The organism is Psychrobacillus sp. FSL K6-1267 (genome assembly GCF_038003265.1).
GTDB classification, from domain to species: domain Bacteria; phylum Bacillota; class Bacilli; order Bacillales_A; family Planococcaceae; genus Psychrobacillus; species Psychrobacillus faecigallinarum.
Window position 1 is genome coordinate 3938848 of record NZ_JBBOOR010000001.1, and the last position, 21224, is coordinate 3960071.

Genomic DNA, 21224 nt, shown 5'->3' on the forward strand with positions numbered 1-21224 from the left:
ATCTCCTTTTATTAATGAGCTGTATTTCACAACGATCTGCTCACCTTAGGAAAGTAAATCTCAGTCATTCCTTTTGGCTGTAAAGAATCATTAAATGTTTCGAGCCTAGCTTTTCCTATATCGAGATCGTATTTCTTTTGATTATCCTGGGAACTAAAATACCGCCAGAAAGAACAAATATGTTTTTCTTCAAATCTAAAAACTACATATTCTTCCGCGGACAGGCTTAAAGATACCATCCCTTCCGGTACTTCTTCGATTTTATTAACCATTAATCCTACAGTCATTTTTGATCCATTGTCATGTATCACCATAAAGGTGTTACTAGTCAATGTTTGTTCCATTATTTCGTTTTTTCTCGCTTCAACTCTTGCAAAGAGTTCCTGTTCTTCTTCATAAGACTGTGGTAATTGTTTTTGTAGTCCAATTAAAAATATTTTTTTGAATTGCTCCGTACGAATTGTCCAAAGTGCTTCCATGTCTATAGTATTTTGTTCCATCGTACACATCACCTTTCTTCTATTTTTCTCTACTTTTATTTGTTTGTTACTGTTTTAATACGGCATGGCAATATAAAAAAATCGTTCGCTTATATGAATTATAAGCAAGCGAGTTTAACATTTCCATATTTAAACATTAATTTATAAACTTAATCTTTGCTAAAAACTTAAACAAAATGAATATGATTGGATAGGTTATCAACTATAAGTTGTTCTCATTATGAGTTATATTTTTAGTCCTATTGAAGTTATACTACCGGCTATCCTAGTTTAAGATTAGTTTTTGAAAGAGGTTTTTAGGGTAAATTCAATTGAAGAAGATAAACAAAAAAGAAGAGAGGGATTACGCTGAAAAAGCTAATAATACTACCTTTTATTTTTGTAATGATGACTGCTTGTGGAAATGAAGATAATAAAGCTTTACAAAAGGATGATCCTGAACAAATAGTAGACGATGTTGAAATAAATAATGGTCAGTCAGAAGAGCTAGGAACAGAATATAAAGAACCAGTTAAATCGAATGAAAACGTAACAAGTGATAGTAATGCTAGAAATACAAATTTCGAAAGTATTATCCCGAGTGACTGGGACATTCAGTTACCAACAGATTTCCCTGTGACAAAAGGAAAACATTTAACGGCTATTGCTTCTTCAAAACAGAATGTTGTAACTTTTGAATTTTATCAAACAGACAAACAACTAGAGATGAACGATCCTAAGATAAAAGAAAGTGGGCAATTAGTTGGGCAGTTAGTAATTACTAAACATGCCACGGCAAAATCCGCAGGTGAAGAAATAGATAAAACGGTTTTCAGTGATGGGGAAGCTGTTGATTTAGGGCATGGTATAACTGGGTATCAAGATGCAGGAGCAGGCTCAATATTTACAAGTTGGAATGAAGGGCGCTGGGCCATTATTGCACGTTCAACAACAGAAAAATCAGAGGAAAGCTTAACGATAGCAAAAGAAACTGTGGAATTTTTGGAAACACATATGATGCCAATTCCAGAGCAATATGGCCATCTGCATATTGATGCAAATGATCAAGGTAGCCTTGCAACATGGCAAAAAGAAAAATTTGTCTATACGCTAACAAATTTTGGTGACAACACGCTTAATTGGCTTATAACTTTTGAATAAATACAACAGAAATCCTAGTTGGTTGAAAGATTCACTTTTTCGGTATAAATACAATAGAATCCACCACAAGGCATGGGTTATATGGGGAAGAAGAAAGTGATTACAACGATTTTCATCAATAAAAAGAACTCATTCTTCTCAATATTAATCCTTCTTTTAGGACAAGCCACTCATTAGAAAAAACCTGTTCAGTTACAACATAGTTGCTAACTCCAAAATTCAATATTCTCTCTCTTAATATGTCTGAAGAGTGCTTCACCTTCTGAATTGCCGATATTCACCTAACAACTAAAAAAGCCAAGGAAGCTGTGATTTCCTTGGCTAACCATTACATTTATTTCCTTAACAGCTAAATATTCTGGAACATTATAGCTGTTATAGTAATTCCAAACGGATTCTGCATCCTCTTTGAAGTCTGCTTCACAATTTGTCACACTGGAAATACGATAAGACCCTGAAGATAGAGCCTATATAATTAGGGCGTTTGATCATTTATGTGAGAGCAACGCATCAAGATATTTTTCTCTAGTTGTTCTGGATCCTCGCTTTCAACCACTATTTTGTCAAATTCAAATCCTTTCAAACCAAGGATAGCTACTTTATTTGCGTCATGATAGGATAAGAAATATTTCTTTTTATCAATAATGAAAATCCCAGCTTTATAGCCAATTGTAGTAATACCTGTTCTTTTTACAGCTGTCAAAGGAAACTTGAAATTACTAATTTGTACTTCTTCAACCGAATTGTAAGGAATTTCTATCTTTTTTCTTAATGTAGTAACCATTGTCTTGCCTGATATATTCAATATTAAAGAAGTATCACCAAATTCAATTTGAACACTCACCTTTTATCACCTCCTTTACAATGTCAGAATCGTTTCTCCACACATCTTTAAAGTTCAATATGTCAAAATATTTTAATAATACATACGATTTAATAACCACTTGGTTTCATCATACTGTTCCGTTGGTTCAAGTGAAAATTTTTGCAATCAGCTATTTTAATATAATTATCCAATAAAAAAACACCACTCAGTAAACTAGAGAGGTGATTTAAATATCAGTTGCCAACTATGATCTAACTGGATGTCCAGTTACATTATACTCGGTATCTCAAAAATTCAATAACAGCAACAAAATACGGGTTTTTCGTAATATTTAATTTTAGTTGGTAACCCATCTAATTGCACCATAAGGTTTTTACATTATAGTTAGTAACTCAATGTTATGGTTTTAACTTTAAAGTACGCATTAATATTATTAATTATTTCGGCTAGCGAATATTTAACTAAGCACCCGTTAGTTGAAGAGTGCTTATTTGACTTTCTTGGCAATATACATAATATGTTCTGCTAAACCCAGCATATCTTCGCGTTCGCATACTTGCTCTGCTAAGTCTAGCCACGCAGACACCACTTCAGGCGGTCGGCTAAGGAGTTCTGCCTCACGTAGATATAAAAAACTTTCGAATTAAGCAAATGTAGTTTTTCAAGACTAAACTGTTCGAAAAATGGAAGTACATCTTTAGGACGAATAAAGAAATTATCGGTAAACCCGTGACCTTTAAAATTCACATCATCCAGCATGATATTTAGTTGTGATTTTTGCTCGTCAGATGGGGAGAAAATCACCAATAGCGAGTCAAATAGCAACCGATTTTGCATATGTTTTAGACATTGATTAACAATAAAATAAGCTAGAAAAAACGCACAGATTTTTGTGCCTGTGCGTTTTATTACTTACCATATTTCTTAATAAATCACGTATCACTTGTTCAACCATCGTGCCCGTTTGTAGCACGATAAATCGCTTCTAATTTGTAGTGTTTATTAATGCTCCCATTAATTCAGTGAGGTTGCGTAGGTAGCTAACAACACGGAAACTATTAAGGGCAAGAATTAATAATGAGATGGCGATTATAAACTTTAATACCTTTTCCATATGATACTCCTTTTGAAAATAAAAATGTTAAAGAAATCCTCTGCAAAATGGCTCCATTTATTGAATAATACGTCCTCTTATATTATCTATTTTAGCACAAATTTTCTTATTCCCTTAAACATTTTAATCACTTCAGATTTACCATTCCTTATTGAACTTAACTGCTGCGTTAGTTTAAGTGAAACCCTTCACAATTTATAGCTATTTTAACATAGGTACCCAACAAAAAATCACCTCTCAGTTAAACTAGAGAGGTGATTTTGACGTTCTTTTATAAATATTAGTAACCTACTTTAATGTTAAGTTACCAACTATGTTGTAACTGGACATTTACATAACCTAAAAATTTATTTAACCCTATTACTCAACCGTAACAGATTTTGCCAAGTTTCTTGGTTTATCCACGTCACAGTCTCTGTGTAGAGCAGCGTAGTAGCTGATTAGCTGTAATGGGATTACGGCTACTAGTGGAGCTAAGAATTCGTGTACTTTAGGAAGTACGAAGCGGTCGCCTTCTTCCTCATGGCCCTCCATTGCGATAATACATGGGTTAGCGCCACGTGCCACTACTTCTTTTACGTTACCACGAACATTTAAGCTTACAGCCTTCTGTGTTGCTAAAGCGATTACTGGTGTGCCGTCTTCGATAAGGGCGATTGTACCATGCTTTAATTCTCCGCCAGCGAAGCCTTCTGCTTGTATATAAGAGATTTCCTTGAGCTTTAAAGCACCTTCTAAGCTTACATAGAAGTCCACATTTCTTCCGATGAAGAAAGCGTTTCTTGTAGTAGAAAGGTATTCTGCTGCAATCTCTTCTAGCTCTTCTTTAGTGTCTACAATCGCTTGAACCGCATTTGCTACAATTCCAAGCTCCTTCACAACATCAAAGTCTAACTCTTTGCCTTGTGACTTAGCAAATACAGAGGCAGTTACCATAAGTACTGCTACTTGTGCCACATAAGCTTTTGTAGAGGCTACAGCTATTTCTGGACCAGCATGAAGTAATAACGTGTGGTCTGCTTCACGGGAAAGCGTAGAGCCTGGTACGTTAGTTACGGTTAGTGTTGGATAACCTTTTTCTTTGATTTTCACTAATACTTGGCGGCTATCTGCTGTTTCGCCAGATTGCGTGATGAAGATAAATAAAGGTTTTTTTGAAAGTAGAGGCATATTGTATCCAAATTCACTAGAGATATGCACCTCTACTGGAATACCAGCAATTTTCTCGAAGTATTCTTTACCGATTAAACCAGCGTGATAGCTAGTTCCCGCTGCAATAATGTACAAGCGGTCTGCTTCTTTTAGAGCATCTAAAATTGCAGAGTCAATAGTAAGCTCACCTTGTTCATTTTGATATGCTTGTATAATTTTACGAAGAACAGCTGGCTGCTCATCAATCTCTTTTAACATATAGTGAGGGTAAGTCCCTTTTTCAATATCACTCATGTCTAGCTCTGCTTTGTAAGGAGCACGCTCTACCTTTGTACCATCAAGTGTTTGGATTTCCACTGATTCCTTGCGCACGATTACGATTTCTTGGTCATGAAGCTCTACGTATTGCTCTGTTACTTGTAGCATAGCCATTGCGTCAGAAGCAACTACGTTAAATCCTTCTCCTACACCTACAAGAAGTGGAGATTTGTTTTTAGCTACATAGATCGTGTTTTCATCTTCATTGTCTATCAATGCGATTGCATAAGAACCATGGATTAAGTGTAATGTTTTTCTTAGCGCATCCACCGTAGATAGACCGTCTTTTGAGAAACGTTCGATTAACTGAACGATAACCTCCGTATCTGTATCAGAAGCCATTTCAACGTCTGCTAAATAAGCTTTTTTCAGTAAATGATAGTTTTCGATTACACCATTATGCACTAGTGTAAAGCGTTTTGTTGTACTTTGATGAGGGTGAGCATTTTCTTGGTTTGGAACACCGTGAGTTGCCCAGCGAGTATGACCAATTCCTAGATTTGCACTTACATCTCCATCTACCGCTTCACGTAAATCTGCGATACGTCCTTTTTCCTTAAATACCATTACTCCGTCTTCATTTAAAACTGCAATTCCCGCAGAATCATATCCACGGTACTCTAATTTTTCTAAGCCTTTTAATAAAATTTCTTTCGCATCGTTTTCACCGATATATCCTACAATTCCACACATAATTTATATTCCTCCGTTATCATTCATGTCAAAATAAGCATATTGAAAAGCTTGCCTTAGCGATAAAACGCCTGTGGAAACACACATAATCTATGCGATACCACTATTGCGCTTATCCTAAACATCTTTCACATACACATACCTATTAAGCTAAGAATGCCTTCTTTTCCCTTTTGTCATTCAATCACTTGAATGGTTTATGAAAAAGAATTACAACCGGGCAAATACGGTCGGGAGGCATCCGCCGAAATATCGATAACCTCCACCTCGTCTGCTGAAGATTCGTTTCGTCCAATTTCTTCAGCTCAGGCGCTATAATTGTTTTCCTGCTTTTAACGCGTTACCTATCCTTCCTTTCTACGCGGTTACCAGTATTCTAATATAATGTAACTCCATCATTATATCTTCTCATTATATGTGAGTCAATCGAAACCACAAGGCCAAAAGTACCAAGAAATGTATAAATGAAGAAAGAGACCTATCGCTAATGGTCTCTTTTACTCATACAATAACTGCTCCGTAAGCAAGCGCTATTATGATAACAAATGCAGGATGTAGTTCTACCTTCTCTAAAAGCAAATAGCTTCCTACTATTAAGATAAGAGTTGATATTATACCAATCCCATCTAATGATTCTTGTGCAAACTGGATAGTCATTACACCTAGTAATACAGCGATTACTGGTCTTATCAGCTTTGTAAGGTTTTTGACTTCCGGCGCTTCTTTATATTTTAATAGAACAGCCATCATACTAATCATGAGTATTAAGGAGGGTGCGACAGTCGCAAAAAGAGCAATAGTTGCCCCTAATATTCCGCCCTCTGCATATCCAATATAGCCTGCCATTTTTGTAGCTATTGGTCCAGGTAATGAGTTTCCAAGGGCTACAACCTCACTAAATTCCTGAGTTGTCATCCACTCATAGTTTTCAACTACCTCATGCTCTATCAATGGAATAGAGGCAGGGCCACCGCCATAGCCCAATATACCTGGAATAAAAAATGCTAAAAACAATTGCCAGTAAATCACTTACTTCCCCTCCTTTTTAATAGAGGGAAAAAAGCGATTGCCATACAAACTACTATGATAATTGCTGGATGTATATGTATAAGCTCCATAAGCAATGCAGCAACAGCTATTATTAAACATGCCTGCCACCATCCAAAGGATTCTCCAGTTTTTTTGATAAAGTCCCAGGTCATTAATGCTAACATAACTGCGACAACTGGAATAACTGCAGCTGTCATATTTTGAACTCTTGGTGAGTCCTTAAATGACTGCAGAAATCCTAGCAGAAGAATCATCAGTATTACTGTAGGAATGACCGAAGCGATGAGTGCATTGACACAACCCCAAAAGCCAGCAATGCGATATCCGATGTAGCCTGCCATCTTGGTTGCTATTGGACCTGGCATTGTATTTGCCAGTGCTAATGTATCACCGAATTCCTCATCATCCATCCAATTATACTTCTTAACAACTTCCTGATGAACTAGGGGTATCGAGGAAGGTCCACCTCCGAATCCAAGCATACCAACTCGGAAGAATGCCCAACTTATATCTCTTTGAAGTACCGGCTTAGGACGCACAGAGCTTTTCTCCAAAGGCTGACGTTCTACCACGCTGCGATAGCTCCATCCGTTCGAGATTCTGTTCCCCCTTGTAGAACGCCCGTATCTGCATTTCTCCAAATAATCTGCCCACGTCCAAAGCTTCCTCCATCAGTTGCCACTTGGATATCATGCCCTTTTCTCACCAAACTTTGTACCAAATAGTTAGGGAACTCTGGCTCAACATGTACCGTTTTACCCTTCATCCACTGCCAACGAGGAATATCAAGCGTTGCTTGTGGATTTAACATATAATCTATAGTACTAGTCACTACTTGAAAATGCCCCTGTGGCTGCATATAGCCTCCCATTATGCCAAATGGCCCTACTGCTTCTCCCTCTTTCGTTAAGAATCCAGGGATAATGGTGTGGTAAGTTTTTTTACCTGGCTTCAATACGTTAGGATGTGATTCATCTAAAGAGAAGTCATGTCCTCTGTTTTGGAGAGCAATTCCTGTCCCTGGAATGACAACACCTGACCCAAAGCCCATGTAATTACTTTGAATATAAGAAACCATATTTCCTTCTTCATCGGCAGTTGCCAGATAAACCGTCCCGCCCTTTGGTAATTCATACGGCTCTGGATCTGCTGCTTCATCTTGAATTACCTCTTTGCGTTTCTCGGCATACTCCTCTGACAATAAATGCTCGAATTTTACTGGCATTGCTTCGGGATCTGTTATAAATGCCTGTCCATCTGTGAAAGCTAATTTCATCGATTCAATTTGCTGATGAATGGTGTGTGCACTTTGCCACTGAGGTTTATCCATCCTTTTAAATACATTTAATGCCATTAAAGCAACCATTCCTTGGCCGTTTGGTGGAATTTCCCAAACATCATAGCCCCGATAATCCACAGAAATGGGATCTACCCACTCAGGCTGATAGGATTCCAAATCACTTTTAGAAAGATATCCTCCATGCTTCTTCATGAAACCATCAATTTGTTCAGCAATTTCTCCTTCATAAAAAGCTCTTGCTTTCGTTTCTCCGATTGCTCGGAGAGTGCTCGCATGACCTGGGGATTTCCACACTTCTCCAATTTCAGGAGGACGTCCATCTGGAGCAAACGTTTCAAACCATGCGTTATACTCCTCGGTCGTAAAGCTTGCTTTAAACTTTTTGTATGCCACCTTCCAATATTTCCCTAGTATTGGTGTCAGAGGATAACCTTCCTCCGCGTACTGTATAGCAGGCTCTAGTACCTCCTTTAACGGTAGCTTGCCAAACCTTTCAGATAAGGCTGCCCATGCTGCTGGAACTCCGGGTACAGTTACTGGAACTACTCCATACACAGGAACTTTTTCTAAACCTTGTGCTCTTAGCTTCTCTGCTGAAATGGATTGTGGCGCGGGGCCAGATGCATTCAAACCATGAAGCTTGTCCTTTGTCCATATTAAAGCAAAAGCATCTCCTCCGATTCCATTAGAGGTAGGTTCCAAAACTGTTAATGCAGCGGCAGTTGCAATAGCTGCATCAATTGCATTTCCACCTTTTTTTAATATATCTAAGCCGGCCTGCGCTGCTAAAGGCTGTGATGTTGCTACCATTCCTTTTTTAGCAAATACGGTACTTCTCTTACCTGGAAATGGGTGATATAAGTAATCCATGATGTGATTCCCCTTTATAAGCTTTAAATTTTAGTCCCTGCAAAGTGACAGGCAGCAAAGTGACCTTCCTTTACCTGCTCCCATGCAGGCATATCTTTTTTACAAATATCTTGTGCTATCGGGCAACGTGTATGAAACGGACAGCCCGATGGAGGATTGGCTGGGTTAGGAAGGTCCCCTTGAAGTCGAATACGTTTCGAACTTCGATTTACCGAAGGACGTGGAATAGCGGACAGCAACGCCTGAGTATAAGGATGCGTTGGATTTTTAAATAAGTCCTCTACTGTACCAAGTTCTACCGTATTACCTAAATACATAACTAGCACTCGGTCGCAAAAATAGCGAACTACTCCTAGATCATGAGAGATGAATAAATAAGACAGCTGGTATTTTTGTTGAAGAGTTTTTAATAGTTTTAAAACTTGAGCTTGAACAGATACATCTAAAGCAGAAACAGCTTCATCACATATAACAAAGGAAGGATTTAAGGCGATAGCTCTAGCTATCCCAATCCTTTGACGCTGCCCACCACTAAATTCGTGAGGATAACGTTCGTAATGCTCCTCTCTAAGCCCTACTTCATTTAGGAGGTCTATTACAGCATTACGCCTTTCTATTTTGGATAAGTTCGTATGCATAACAAAGACCTCTTCTAATGCATGCCCAATTCTCTGTCTAGGATTTAGGGATGCAAAAGGGTCCTGAAAAATCATCTGCATTTCCTTAACAAACTTTAACTTCTCTTTTCTCTTAAGGTTTTGAATTTCTTTTTCCTTAAATATTACTTTTCCAGCTGTCAGTTCCTCTAATCCTAAGATGGCTCTACCTAAGGTAGATTTGCCACAACCTGATTCTCCAACTACCCCAAGGCTTTCTCCTTCATATAACTTAAGGTTTACCTCTTGAACTGCCTGCACATGACCTTGAACTCTCTTTAATATCCCGCCTTTAATAGGGAAATACTTTTTAACTCCATTTAATTCAAGGAGGACCTTCTGATCAGTTTTGGGTGACAAGTTGACCATTTTTTACTTCCTCCTCTTCGTATAACCAGCAACTTACCATGTGGCCCTGCTCGTCATTTATCTCTGGTGGTGCCAGCTCTTTACACTTTGCGGTGGCAAACTTACAACGTGGGTGAAATCTGCAACCTTGAATTTTCTCCTGCAGACTTGGAAGAGAGCCAGGAATAGGCTCTAATTCAAAATCAGGATCGTCTACATTTGGCACAGAGTTTAAAAGTCCTTGAGTATACGGGTGTTTTGGATTTTTGAAGATATCTTCTACCATGCCTTCCTCAACCTTCTTGCCTGCATACATCACCATAACCTTATCCGCTACCTCAGCTACTACTCCCATGTCATGTGTAATGAGCATGATGCCCATATTTAGCTTTTCCTTTAACTCATTGATGAGGTCTAATATTTGGGCTTGTATTGTCACGTCTAATGCTGTTGTAGGTTCGTCCGCAATAAGTAAACCAGGATGGCATGAGAGAGCAATTGCAATCATAACCCGCTGTCTCATTCCTCCGCTCAGCTCATGGGGATACTGACTCATCCGTTTTTCAGGATAAGGGATTCCTACTTGGTTTAGCAGATCAATACCTTGTTTGTGTGCCTCCGATTTAGATAATCCATGATGAAGCATTAAAGGCTCTCTCAATTGGTATCCCACTGTCAATACTGGATTGAGTGCTGTCATCGGCTCTTGGAAAATCATCGAGATCTTATTGCCCCGCATCTTTCTCAATTCTTCGTATGGAAGGCTTTGAATTTCTTTTCCCTCATACTTGACTTGACCTGCAGCGATTTTACCATTGCTTGGCAAAAGACCAATGACTGACAAGGATGTAATACTCTTACCACAGCCGGACTCACCAACGATGCACAGTGTTTCTCCTTTTGAAACAGAAAAGGAGACATCTCGCACGGCTTGAACATTACCGTCTGCCGTGCGAAATTCAGTTACTAAATTGTTCACTTCTAATAATGTCTCCCTCATCAGATATACCTACTTTCCAGTTACATTTTTTAATGTCCATTTACCAGTGGAATCTAGGTTCAATCCTGTGTAGGTGTTATCCAAAGCCGATGTAACAACTCCGTGATACATAACTACTACAGCATTTTCTTCTAGCATTAATTTGTTTGCTTGGTCTAATAATTTTGCGCGCTCTTCTTGATCAACTGTTGTGCGTGATTGCATTACTAAGTCGTCAAATGCTGCATTGCTATATTGTGCTCTGTTAGATGAGCCTACATTGTCACTATGGAAGTTCGGGTAAAATAATTCAGAACCATCTCCCGTTACATTTGACCAGCTTAAGAATGTTAAGTCATATTCGCCTGCACGAGCTGAGTCTAAGTATGTTGCCCATTCCATAGACTCGATTTCAACTTTAAATCCTGCCTCTACTAGTTGAGCTTGTACTATTTCAGCCATTAATGTTGTATTAGCACGGTTAGCTGTTAATAATTTTAGTGGTTGATCACCGTATCCATTTTTCTCCACTAATTCCTTTGCATGATCCAAATCGTAAGGAGTTCCAGCATTCTCTGCTGACTTATCATATCCAAATACCTTTGGTCCAACTACGCTATCACTTCTAACACCTAATCCATTCAATTTAGAGACAAACGCATCGCGATCTATTGCTGAAGCAACTGCTTCTCGGAATTCCGGATCTTGATTCATTTCTTTTAAGTGGTTAAATGCAAAGTAATAGACTGGAGAGCCATCTATTTTTTGAATGTCAATGTTGTCCATCGATTCTAAACGATTGATTTGTTCTGTTGGAAGGTTATCGATAAATTGAACCTCACCTGTTTGTAGCATAGAAATTGCTGTAGAAACCTCAGGAACCACCTTGAACACTACTTTCTTTAAATCAGGTGCTCCGTTCCAATATTCTTCGTTTGCTTCTAGCTCCAACTGGTCTCCAGGTGTCCAACTAACAAATTTAAATGGTCCTGTACCTACTGGCTCTTTCATCAAATCTTGTTTTTGGTCAGCGCTCGGGCTTACGATTGCCGAGTTTGTATGAGAGAGTGCTGCTAAGAACGCTCCATAAGGATATTTCGTTGTAATTTTCACTGTGTATTCATCTTCCACTGTGATTTCTTCCACTGATTCTAAAAGAGAAGCACGTGGCGCGCCAGTTGCTGGGTCGCGTAATTTATCAAAAGTATACTTAACAGCTTCAGCGTTAAATGGAGTTCCATCATGGAATTGTACGCCTTCTTTTAGTTTAAAGATCCATGTATTTTCATCAGGATTTTCATAGGATTCTGCTAATTTTGGTTCAATTTCCAATGTTTCTGAGTTACGTTGAAAAAGTGTTTCATAAACCTGTTCAATAACATTTGCAGAAGGAGAATCGTTGGTCATGATTGGTGACAAGCCAACAGCATCTGTTGTAGTTGCATAAGTAAAGGTTTTACCACTAATATCGCTTCCGGAACCACCGTTTTCTTTTGGTGCTGATGAGGATTCTCCTCCAGAACAAGCTGCTAGCACGATTGAAACAACAAATAATAAAATAAATAACCATTTTTTCTTCATTTTCATATTCTCCTCTACTTCTTTTTATTGGATGTCCATATTTGGATCTAATGCATCTCTTAATCCGTCTCCTAGTACGTTAAAGGCAAACACGGTTAACATAATTGCTATTCCAGGAATAATTGTTAAATGAGGTGACGTCCACATATAACTTTGCCCTTGTGAAATCATTGCTCCCCATTCTGGTGTAGGAGGCTGTGCCCCTAATCCTAAGTAACTGAGAGAAGCTGTTGAGAGGATAGCTGTTCCCATTCTCATTGTGGCAAACACGATGATCGGTGCCATGGCGTTGGGTAGAATATGACGAATCATAATCCTTAAATCAGACGCTCCTAATGATTTTAGAGCCATAATGTACTCTTTTTGTTTAATAGAAAGTACCGAACCTCTGACTATGCGCGCGCAGCTTGGTATTGACCAAATACTAATGGCTATCGCCACATTGACCAAGCTAGTACCTAAGATAGCTATGATTAACATAGCAAGCAGAATTCCAGGGAAGGAGAAGAGCAAATCTACTATTCTCATAATGATTCCATCTAGCTTTTTATAATAGCCACCGAGCAACCCAAGAGTAATTCCTCCAAGCAACCCAAGACTAACGGCTGCGATTCCCACTAATAGAGAAATCCTTGATCCATAAACAATACGAGACCAAACATCTCGCCCATAATTATCTGTCCCTAACCAATGTCCGTCTGAAAAGACTGGAAGTTCACTTGCTACAAGGTTTTGCTTTGATGGGTCATATGTTGCTAACCATGGAGCAAAGACAGACATGATAATCAGCCCTAAGATAATAGCAAAACCTAAGACTGCCAATTTATTTTTAAAGAGGCGCTTCATCGTCGTAACTATTACCTTATCCTTCTTTCTTGTTGCAGTTGGAAGTTTATTATTAACTGAAATGGTGTTAGACATATGATCCCTCCTTCTTAGTCATAGCTTATCCTTGGGTCTATGAATGTGTAGACAATATCAACAAGGAGATTCACGACCACGAATAATGTTGCAACTAGTAAAACGGAAGCCTGTACCATTGGGAAATCCCTTTGTGCAATAGCATCCACCATCAACCTTCCAACTCCGTTGATTGCAAACACTTTTTCCGTAATAATTGTTCCTCCGAGTAAGCCACCAAAGTTAACACCAATGACCGTCACTACTGGAATCATTGCGTTTTTTAGAGTATGTACCCAAATGACTGACCTTTCTTTTACACCTTTTGCTCTGGCCGTTCTTACATAATCGGCTTTAGCTACCTCTAGCACGGAGGATCTTGTCATCCTCGAAATCATTGCTGCTGCACTAGTGCCAAGTGTGATTGCAGGAAGGATCATCTGCTTAAAGCCTTCTAACGTGTAAAAAGGTGCTGATAAACCACCTACTGGAAGCCATTGTAAATTTACAGCAAATACTAATATCAACAATGCTCCCAACCAAAAGTTCGGTATGGATATTCCTGCAAGTGCTAGAGTAGTAGATGTCATATCGAGCCATGAGTTTTGCTTTAAGGCTGATATCAATCCGGCAACCACCCCTATTATGATGGCGACAATCATACTCGCAATGGCTAACTTAAAAGTATTTGGTAGCCTGATAGCTATTGCCTCAGAAACTGATTGTTTAGATTGATAGGAGTAACCAAAATCTCCTTGAACCGCATTTTTTACATATCGACCGTACTGAACTAGGAAAGGATCATTTAGTCCCAAGTTTTCTCTTATGGACTCCAAATCCGATTCGGTTGCTGTCGGCCCACCTACCATAGTGGCAGGATCCCCAGGCGCTATGTACATAGATGAAAATACTAGAAATGATATACCGAAAAGCAAGAAAAGAAGCTGTATACCACGCCTTACTATTAAAGAAATCACAATCCCACCAACCTTTTCTACACTTGTTAATCATTTCTTGGTTTTTGGTTAACAAATGACTGAATTTTAATAGTTTTGATTATAATACAACAATTCACAAAAATCTATATGAATTTTCAAATAAATTTATTTATTTCATTTATTCTTTACTTTTAGACTTAATAAATAATTTATCCATTACTTTTCGAATAGAATATCTCCTATTTTATTACTTTATGTATTATTATTGTTTTGTACAAAAGTAAACGCTTCCATTCTTTTTGTCCATGCAAAAAGGCATCCTCTAAAGGATGCCTTTTATAATTTTAAGCCACTACGACTTTTAAATCTTCTCAATAAAATATGGCTTTCAACTCTCGTAATACCTTCTAATGCATACAACTCTTCATTGATAAATTTTTCTAGACTAATGAAGTCATCAACTAACACATGCATATGTAAGGTGGAAGGTCCTGTCATTTGGTAGCAACTCGCTACACTTGGGTTGTTTGCTAATTTCTCTGCAACTTCCACTAATGATGAAGGCTCACAATCCACTTCAAAAAAGCCGGATACCCCTTTACCTACTTTTTCAGAATTGATCACTACAGTGAATCTTTCAATAATTCCTTCCTTCTGTAGTTGATGAACCCTCTCCCTTACAGCAACTCTAGAAAGATTTAATTCCTTCCCAATGTCTACATATGATAATCGACCATTAGCTGTTAACAGTTCTAGAATTCGCTTGTCTACCGCATCAATTCCCATTGTATATCTCCCTCCCATCTAATATAATAGATGATTAACTTTACTTTAGAAAGCAAAAATATCATTATAACGACATAATGTAAAGAAAAATACAGTTTACTCTTTACATTGAAAAAATCTATATATCTTTTGCATATACATAATGCGTGGTTGAACCAAATAGAAAATTTTAGAACACATAATTAAAGGCAAGAATGTGTTGATTTAACAGCATTCTTGCCTTTTCTAGTTCTATAGTTTTGTTTTTGGAAAGACTAATTGAAGAGCCTTCCTATTTACATTAAGCTAACAGCTTCACGATTTCACGGTTAAATGCCGGAATATCGTCAGGCGTTCGACTTGTTACTAGCTGGTTTTGACAAACGAATACTTCTTCGTCATGGAACTTAACGCCAGCATTCTCTAGATCCACTTGAATGGATTTATAACCAGTTGCATCGCGACCATTTAATGTTTTCGCAGTAATTAAAAGTTGTGGTCCGTGACAGATTGCAAATACTGGTTTCTTAGCATCCATAAAGTATTTTGCAAATTGTACGAAGCGATCATCCGCACGTAAAATATCTGGAGAAAAACCGCCAGGAATGAACAGTGCATCGAATTCCTCTGGTTTTACATCATCAATCCCATAGTCAATCGTTACATTTACTTCTCCGTTTTTACCTGTTACTTGTTTTCCAGCCTCTTCTTCAATTGCAAACACCTCGTGCCCAGCTTCGTTTAGTGCTTGTGCTGGTTTGGCGTATTCTGAGTCCTCAAACATATTTGTGATTAATGTTGCTACTTTAGCCATTTCCTCACTCCTCAATTGTTTGTTCTCTCTTATAATTCCACACTTTAAGGTGCATTAAACATTTTTGATAAAAATAATAGTTGAGGATAGACTAATTGTCTAATTCCTTTTAGAATTCTCCCTACCTTTGTTGGGTAACCTATCTGAAAGGAATTGAGAACATCAGAAAACAACTGCTATGTACTATGACTCTTTACATACAAAAAAATCCTCGACCATTAGGAACTAACAGTCGAGGATGCAAAATATTTATATTGAATGATTTCTATTTATTCTACTAGGCCCATTTCAGCTTTTACAACTTCTACGATACGGCTCACATAGTTTTCACAGTCTTCCTCGGAGGAAGCTTCTACCATTACACGCACTAATGGCTCTGTTCCAGATGGACGCACTAATACACGGCCGTTTCCAGCCATTTCAGTCTCTACTTCGTTAATAATTGCTGCTACTTTTTCATTTTCTGTTACAGCATGCTTATCTGTTACACGAACATTAACTAGTTTTTGTGGGTATATCTTCATCTCAGCTGCAAGCTCTGAAAGTTTTTTACCAGTTACCTTCATGATGTTCACTAACTGCAAACCAGTCAGCAATCCATCGCCTGTTGTATTGTAATCTAGGAAAATAATATGTCCTGATTGTTCTCCACCCAAGTTATATCCATTTTTCTTCATTTCTTCCACAACATAGCGATCTCCTACAGCAGTTTTAACGCTAGTCATTTCATTTGCCTCTAGCGCCTTGTAGAAGCCCATATTACTCATAACAGTAGAAACTACCGTCTGGTTATTTAAACGTCCTTGGGAATTTAAATACTTGGCACAGATGTACATAATTTGGTCGCCATCAACTATGTTACCTTTTTCGTCCACTGCAATAAGTCTGTCTCCATCACCATCAAATGCTAAACCAACAGCTGCTCCCTTTTCCAAAACAAATTTCGCTAGGCCGTCTGGATGAGTAGAGCCTACTCCATCATTAATATTTAAGCCATTAGGAGAAACGCCCATCGTTGATAGGTCAGCATCTAAATCAGCAAATACATGAGTCCCTAAAGAGGATGTAGCCCCATTCGCACAATCTAAAGCAACATGGATACCGACGAAATCTTCATCGATCGTTTGCTTCAAGTATTGAATGTATTTTTGTCCGCCTTCGAAGTAATCGGAAACCGATCCAACTCCCCCACCAGTAGGTCTAGGAAGTTCGTCCTTCTCTGCATCAAGCAGTTGCTCAATCTCTTCTTCTTGTTCATCGGAAAGTTTAAAGCCGTCTGAACCAAAGAATTTGATGCCGTTATCTTCCACAGGGTTGTGGGAAGCAGAAATCATGACACCTGCATCTGCACTCATTACTCTAGTCAAATAAGCTACACCTGGTGTACTAATTACACCTAAGCGCATTACTTCTACCCCAACCGATAAAAGACCTGCAACAAGGGCGCCTTCTAGCATATGACCAGAAATACGTGTGTCTCTTCCGATCAATACCTTTGCTCGTTCCTTTGACTCTTTTGTTAATATATAACCGCCAAAACGACCTAATTTAAATGCAAGTTCTGGTGTTAGTTCAGAGTTTGCTACACCTCTTACGCCATCTGTCCCAAAATATTTTCCCATTTTGATCTACTCTCCTTAATTACCTGTTATCCTGCTTTTATGCTTCTATTATCGTTAGTTTTGCTTCGGATTCAGATGTTTGCCATTCTATATTCGAAGGGCCATCAATTTGAATAGGGAGAATCGCTTCTCCAACTTCTGAATTTTGTGCATCAACATATATGGATATATCCCCTGATTGCACTTTCTCTAATGCTTCAGCTGTTCCCTTTCCCACTAAAACGACAACCCCATCTGCAGGAACATTAAACTTACTCTCTAATTCCTCAGGTAAACCCTTTATAGCGATTTTCATACCTGGAAAGGATTTTTCTATTATTTCACTGGATGCAGATGTATCCTCTTCTTTCACCGTTTCTTCTGCCTCTGTTGTAGAAGGGGCTTCGGTGACATCAACCTTTACTTCAATTTTTTCTTGAGATATCCTTGTGATTCCTTCAGGTTGAGTCAGCTTCACATCAAATGTACCGGCTTTCTCAATTTTACTCACATCTACATCGACATTCAACCTATCAATTTTATCCACCGTTGCTCGTGGGCCATATATCCGAACGGTTTCTGTGTCTTTAGATATATTATTGATTGTTAACCCAGCCTTAGGTGTTCCTTTTCTCACAATCGAAATTGGTACTTCTTTACTGTATTCTTCCACAGTCAATTTAACTTGCACGGTCCTTGGTTCAACAGATACATCTAATTTGTTCAGGTCTAAGTCCAGGACTCTGACACTTGCTTGCTGTTCAAAGGACTTATTGATACCTTTTTCACTTGAGATAGTTGCTTTTACATAACCTATGCTTTGAATGATACTTTTTGCACCTGTAATCGTAACTGTTTTTGGTTCCACACTAGAAGATTTTAATACATAGTTCTCTGCTAATAAGTTTTCGTTCATATCTAGGTCGACTTTAAACTCTTGTGTGATACGCTCCTCTATTACAACATTTACATAAACAGGATCAGTACGAACCTTTAACTTTTCGGAGAAATTCTCATTCGAAATGGCAACTCTATGTTCTCCAATTGGAAGTTCTCTTAAATCTACAAATAGTTTATAATCCTTCATGATTTTTGCTGATGTTACGAGCTGAGTAGGGCCTTCTATATTGACGTCTACCGTATCAGGTACTCCAGTCACAACTAAATTTTCATCATCATAATAAATCTCTACCGGTACTTCTCTTATCATATCTATCGTTTTGCTGCTTGAGTTCTGATTGTCAGATTCAATGTCAGATTTCACGGATACAAACAGCAGTATGGCAAAGGTAAGTGTGATAATTCGCAAAAGCCATGGATTATTCATCATTCTATCCATTTTGTTTCCCCCTCCATAGCCACTTAGAAGGTGTTGCTTGCTCCTCTGATGGACCAAACCAAAGTCTTGTTAAATGATTTTTAAATTCATCTATAGAAAGATTTCGATGTAGGTCTCCATTAGATGTAAGACTAACTGCACCTGTTTCCTCCGATACCACAATTGTTATCGCATCTGTGACTTCACTGAGTCCTATTGCAGCTCGGTGCCTTGTTCCAAGTTCTTTAGAGATAAAAGGACTTTCAGAAAGCGGCAAATAACAACCAGCAGAGGCTATCTTATTCTTTTGAACAATAACAGCGCCATCATGTAGTGGTGTATTTGGAATAAAGATGTTAATCATCAACTCAGAAGTTAAGTGGGAATTTAGAGTTATTCCTGTCTCTATATATTCCGTTAATCCAGTCTCTCTTTCTATAGAAATCAAGGCTCCTATACGTCTTTTCGCCATATAGCTAACCGACTTGGTCATTGCTTCTATTAAACGAGTTTGCTCTTCTTCTTCATGCAGTGAGCTTCTAGAGAACAATTTACCTCTACCTATTTGTTCTAACGCTCTTCTAATTTCAGGTTGGAATATTATAATGATAGCTAAGAAACCAAATTCAATTACTTGGTTTAACATCCAGCCTAGAGTATCCAGGCCTAGAAAGTCTGTTACTACCTTTGCAATGACTATTACAAAAATACCTTTTAACAATTGAACTGCTTTTGTTCCTTTAATAAGAGTTATTAATTTATATATAACAAACCATACGAATAAAACGTCTAAAATATTGACGATTACATTCACTGGCATCAAGTCCGTAAATTGTTCCATAAACGACATTGGGCATCCCCCACTTTTCCTCGCGAATCCATATAAAGTAAGTATAACATACATGTAGTATAGATTTCTCTTTCTAACTCTAACGAAAAAAGTCTATCCAAAGTTTCCTGGATAGACTTTTTATTCGTTTGTCTTTTCATTTTTAAAGAATGAAGCTATATCTTTAGTACTATCTTTTATGGTATACCATAGCCAATCGAATACTTGATTTATTTCCTCCGTTTTACCTGTAACATTTGCGGTAGAAGCCATATATTTAGAGCCGTCAATAATGGAACCATTAATAACTGTTAGATTACCATCCAGTTCACCATCTACTCTAACATCCCCATTTTTAACTACCAAGTCGCCTTTAACGACTTGTCCTTCAGGGATTATAACCGTTTCTCCCTCGACGATTACATGCTCTTGCTTAGTAAACGAAAATTGCTGATCGTTATTATAATTTGAGAAAAGTGCACTACTCATTAACAAAAGAAACATTGCAGCTGCAGTCATAACCGGATGTTGTCTGAACCATCTGCTTACTCCAGTATGTGATTTCTCTTTTGGAAGTCTAGACATAACGGAAAGAGTAAAATCATTTGGTGCCTCTATATGAGCAGCACCCTTCACAAAAGCCACCACATCGCTCAGCTCGTGCATATGATTACGACATTCCGGGCATGATTGCAAGTGTGATTTGAGCTCCAGCTCGTGTTCACGACTAATTTCACCATCTAGATATTCATGCATATAGTGAACAATTCGTTCTGGACACGCACTCATCATGATTCCTCCTATTATAGATTAGGTTGTTTACTTAATTGTTTTCGAAGTGCTTCCCGACCTCTATGAATTCTTGTTTTCACTGTACCCAATGGGAGGTCTAAAATTTCACTAATTTCCTGTAAAGATAATTCCTCCATATATTTAAGTACAATTGCGGATCGATACTTATCAGGAAGCCTGCTAATCTCATATTGAATTCTTTCTTGTAGCTCTAGCTTCATCAGTTCTTCTTCAGGAAGTTCCTCAGACGCTGCAATTTGGGAATACATATCTAGACCTTCCGTACCCTTTACTTCTGCATCTAAATAATAATCAGGCTTTTTTTTACGTATACGGTCGATACATAAGTTTGTTGCTATACGATAAAGCCATGTTGAAAATTTTCTTTTTTGATCAAACGTGTGAATATTAATATAGGCTCGCACAAATGCTTCCTGTGCAATGTCCTCAGCCTCGTGACGATTGCCAAGCATTCGATAGCAAACTTGGAAAAGCCTATTTTGGTAAAGGTCGACAATCTCCGCGAATGCGTCTTTATCTCCTTTTAACACTTGTTTTATTCTCTTGTTAACTAACGCATCCATCGTGTGATTTTCCCCTCCGCTCTATGCGGCTGTCTCTACCTATACGTTTAAGGATTCAACAGGTTTCATTTTTTTATGTTATTTTTAATTTTATCAAACATTTCCAGCTTTGTGTTGATTTAAAAAAAAGAAAAAGCAGACCATTTGCCTGCTTTT

Annotated in this window: 19 protein-coding genes; 1 reads left to right on the forward strand and 18 read right to left on the reverse strand. The window is 38.1% G+C overall.

The window, feature by feature from the left end:
* Nucleotides 1-26: 26 nt before the first annotated feature.
* Nucleotides 27-500 (reverse strand): GyrI-like domain-containing protein, encoded by a 474-nt coding sequence (locus tag MHB55_RS20195; RefSeq protein ID WP_144541132.1) that lies wholly within the window; start codon nt 498-500, stop codon nt 27-29.
* A 384-nt stretch (nt 501-884) separates the two neighbouring features.
* On the opposite strand from MHB55_RS20195, the gene MHB55_RS20200 reads away from it, so the two are divergent.
* On the forward strand, nt 885-1640 hold the full coding sequence (locus MHB55_RS20200) for a hypothetical protein (protein WP_144541130.1): 756 nt from the start codon (nt 885-887) through the stop codon (nt 1638-1640).
* A 475-nt stretch (nt 1641-2115) separates the two neighbouring features.
* Here MHB55_RS20200 and MHB55_RS20205 read toward each other — a convergent pair whose 3' ends face one another.
* The 17 genes from MHB55_RS20205 to sigW all read right to left on the reverse strand — a co-directional run bounded on the left by MHB55_RS20205 (nt 2116) and on the right by sigW (nt 21068).
* Complete coding sequence (locus MHB55_RS20205; RefSeq protein ID WP_144541128.1) at nt 2116-2484, reverse strand: PH domain-containing protein; 369 nt, start codon at nt 2482-2484, stop codon at nt 2116-2118.
* A 1456-nt stretch (nt 2485-3940) separates the two neighbouring features.
* Entirely contained in the window at nt 3941-5743 is a 1803-nt protein-coding gene (gene glmS / locus MHB55_RS20210; protein ID WP_154312089.1) for a glutamine--fructose-6-phosphate transaminase (isomerizing), read from the reverse strand.
* A 501-nt stretch (nt 5744-6244) separates the two neighbouring features.
* The gene (locus MHB55_RS20215; RefSeq protein WP_154312088.1) at nt 6245-6772 is read right to left on the reverse strand and encodes a chromate transporter; all 528 of its coding nucleotides are present in this window, start codon (nt 6770-6772) and stop codon (nt 6245-6247) included.
* Nucleotides 6769-7275: a chromate transporter gene (locus MHB55_RS20220; protein ID WP_229654139.1), complete on the reverse strand. Its 507-nt coding sequence runs from the start codon at nt 7273-7275 to the stop codon at nt 6769-6771. The genes MHB55_RS20215 and MHB55_RS20220 overlap by 4 nt, the downstream gene beginning before the upstream one ends.
* A gap of 83 nt (nt 7276-7358) precedes the next feature.
* The gene (locus tag MHB55_RS20225) at nt 7359-8963 is read right to left on the reverse strand and encodes a gamma-glutamyltransferase family protein (RefSeq protein WP_154312087.1); all 1605 of its coding nucleotides are present in this window, start codon (nt 8961-8963) and stop codon (nt 7359-7361) included.
* Nucleotides 8964-8986: 23 nt separating this feature from the next.
* A complete protein-coding gene (locus MHB55_RS20230) occupies nt 8987-9988 on the reverse strand; it encodes an ABC transporter ATP-binding protein (protein WP_154312086.1) in 1002 nt (333 codons plus the stop codon).
* The gene (locus tag MHB55_RS20235; RefSeq protein WP_144541076.1) at nt 9963-10967 is read right to left on the reverse strand and encodes an ABC transporter ATP-binding protein; all 1005 of its coding nucleotides are present in this window, start codon (nt 10965-10967) and stop codon (nt 9963-9965) included. Before MHB55_RS20235 ends, MHB55_RS20230 begins: the two co-directional genes overlap by 26 nt.
* A gap of 9 nt (nt 10968-10976) precedes the next feature.
* Nucleotides 10977-12527, reverse strand: coding sequence for a glutathione ABC transporter substrate-binding protein (locus tag MHB55_RS20240; protein ID WP_191697567.1), 1551 nt, complete (start codon nt 12525-12527; stop codon nt 10977-10979).
* 24 nt (nt 12528-12551) lie between these two features.
* The gene (locus MHB55_RS20245) at nt 12552-13448 is read right to left on the reverse strand and encodes an ABC transporter permease (RefSeq protein ID WP_144541072.1); all 897 of its coding nucleotides are present in this window, start codon (nt 13446-13448) and stop codon (nt 12552-12554) included.
* Between the two features lie 14 nt (nt 13449-13462).
* The gene (gene nikB, locus MHB55_RS20250; protein ID WP_144541070.1) at nt 13463-14404 is read right to left on the reverse strand and encodes a nickel ABC transporter permease; all 942 of its coding nucleotides are present in this window, start codon (nt 14402-14404) and stop codon (nt 13463-13465) included.
* Between the two features lie 297 nt (nt 14405-14701).
* Nucleotides 14702-15151 carry an Lrp/AsnC family transcriptional regulator gene (locus tag MHB55_RS20255; RefSeq protein ID WP_144541068.1) on the reverse strand — a complete coding sequence of 150 codons (450 nt, stop codon included), beginning with the start codon at nt 15149-15151 and terminating at the stop codon, nt 14702-14704.
* Between the two features lie 280 nt (nt 15152-15431).
* Nucleotides 15432-15944, reverse strand: a complete 513-nt coding sequence (locus MHB55_RS20260; protein ID WP_144541066.1) for a type 1 glutamine amidotransferase domain-containing protein — start codon at nt 15942-15944, stop codon at nt 15432-15434.
* Nucleotides 15945-16213: 269 nt separating this feature from the next.
* Entirely contained in the window at nt 16214-17566 is a 1353-nt protein-coding gene (gene glmM / locus MHB55_RS20265; RefSeq protein WP_151112078.1) for a phosphoglucosamine mutase, read from the reverse strand.
* Between the two features lie 37 nt (nt 17567-17603).
* Entirely contained in the window at nt 17604-18884 is a 1281-nt protein-coding gene (locus tag MHB55_RS20270) for a CdaR family protein (RefSeq protein WP_340863899.1), read from the reverse strand.
* Complete coding sequence (cdaA, locus tag MHB55_RS20275; protein WP_144541060.1) at nt 18877-19713, reverse strand: diadenylate cyclase CdaA; 837 nt, start codon at nt 19711-19713, stop codon at nt 18877-18879. The genes MHB55_RS20270 and cdaA overlap by 8 nt, the downstream gene beginning before the upstream one ends.
* A 120-nt stretch (nt 19714-19833) precedes the next feature.
* The gene (locus MHB55_RS20280) at nt 19834-20481 is read right to left on the reverse strand and encodes an anti-sigma factor (protein ID WP_340863900.1); all 648 of its coding nucleotides are present in this window, start codon (nt 20479-20481) and stop codon (nt 19834-19836) included.
* A gap of 14 nt (nt 20482-20495) precedes the next feature.
* Entirely contained in the window at nt 20496-21068 is a 573-nt protein-coding gene (gene sigW / locus MHB55_RS20285) for an RNA polymerase sigma factor SigW (protein WP_144541056.1), read from the reverse strand.
* Nucleotides 21069-21224: the final 156 nt, after the last annotated feature.

Coding starts and splice junctions, on each gene's coding strand:
- MHB55_RS20195 (WP_144541132.1), bottom strand. CDS start 500: ATGGAACAAAATACTATAGACATGGAAGCACTTTGGACAATTCGTACG.
- MHB55_RS20200 (WP_144541130.1), top strand. CDS start 885: ATGATGACTGCTTGTGGAAATGAAGATAATAAAGCTTTACAAAAGGAT.
- glmS (WP_154312089.1), bottom strand. CDS start 5,743: ATGTGTGGAATTGTAGGATATATCGGTGAAAACGATGCGAAAGAAATT.
- MHB55_RS20220 (WP_229654139.1), bottom strand. CDS start 7,275: ATGCTTGGATTCGGAGGTGGACCTTCCTCGATACCCCTAGTTCATCAG.
- MHB55_RS20225 (WP_154312087.1), bottom strand. CDS start 8,963: ATGGATTACTTATATCACCCATTTCCAGGTAAGAGAAGTACCGTATTT.
- MHB55_RS20230 (WP_154312086.1), bottom strand. CDS start 9,988: ATGGTCAACTTGTCACCCAAAACTGATCAGAAGGTCCTCCTTGAATTA.
- MHB55_RS20235 (WP_144541076.1), bottom strand. CDS start 10,967: ATGAGGGAGACATTATTAGAAGTGAACAATTTAGTAACTGAATTTCGC.
- MHB55_RS20240 (WP_191697567.1), bottom strand. CDS start 12,527: ATGAAGAAAAAATGGTTATTTATTTTATTATTTGTTGTTTCAATCGTG.
- MHB55_RS20245 (WP_144541072.1), bottom strand. CDS start 13,448: ATGTCTAACACCATTTCAGTTAATAATAAACTTCCAACTGCAACAAGA.
- MHB55_RS20255 (WP_144541068.1), bottom strand. CDS start 15,151: ATGGGAATTGATGCGGTAGACAAGCGAATTCTAGAACTGTTAACAGCT.
- MHB55_RS20260 (WP_144541066.1), bottom strand. CDS start 15,944: ATGGCTAAAGTAGCAACATTAATCACAAATATGTTTGAGGACTCAGAA.
- glmM (WP_151112078.1), bottom strand. CDS start 17,566: ATGGGAAAATATTTTGGGACAGATGGCGTAAGAGGTGTAGCAAACTCT.
- MHB55_RS20270 (WP_340863899.1), bottom strand. CDS start 18,884: ATGGATAGAATGATGAATAATCCATGGCTTTTGCGAATTATCACACTT.
- cdaA (WP_144541060.1), bottom strand. CDS start 19,713: ATGTCGTTTATGGAACAATTTACGGACTTGATGCCAGTGAATGTAATC.
- MHB55_RS20280 (WP_340863900.1), bottom strand. CDS start 20,481: ATGAGTGCGTGTCCAGAACGAATTGTTCACTATATGCATGAATATCTA.
- sigW (WP_144541056.1), bottom strand. CDS start 21,068: ATGGATGCGTTAGTTAACAAGAGAATAAAACAAGTGTTAAAAGGAGAT.